At 52.2% G+C, this 460-nt stretch carries 1 pseudogene; it reads left to right on the top strand.

Annotated elements, in window-relative coordinates:
• Positions 1-384, top strand: a pseudogene (locus ACTHTY_RS11825) (magnesium chelatase domain-containing protein); the annotation flags it as partial.
• Between the last annotated feature and the right edge of the window lie 76 nt (positions 385-460).

Raw genomic sequence — 460 nt, 5'->3', positions numbered from 1 at the left:
GAAGCTGGAGGACATGTGGGGGCTGATGGGAGGGTCGGCGGCGTTGCTTGTTGCGACTAGGAGGTGTTCTTCAATGCTGTCGGTGTCGGAAAAATCGGAAAACCTTCCTTTGACTTTGCCTCCATCCTCGCCATGCTCTCCAGCTTCCGCAACCGACCCATACCCGAAAAAACCGTGGTTTTCGGCGAAATCGGCTTAAGCGGCGAAGTCCGCCCTGTTGCACGCGGACAAGAGCGGCTCAAATAAGCGGAAAAACTCGGCTTCAAACGTGCCATCGTTCCCAAAGCCAATATGCCGCGCCATGCAAAAGAGTTTCCAAACCTGAAAATCTACGGCGTCAGCAGTTTGCAGGAAGCGATTGACGGTTGTCGTGACGGGGACTAAACCGTTTCGATAAGCCGACGCAAAAAACAATCATCTAAAAGGCCATCTGAAAGTTTTCAGACGGCCTCTCTTTAAA

This window comes from Neisseria sp. P0019.S002, assembly GCF_051957155.1.
Lineage (GTDB): Bacteria > Pseudomonadota > Gammaproteobacteria > Burkholderiales > Neisseriaceae > Neisseria > Neisseria perflava.
Note: the sequence above shows the minus strand (reverse complement) of the source record. Positions and strands in the feature narration are given on the sequence as shown.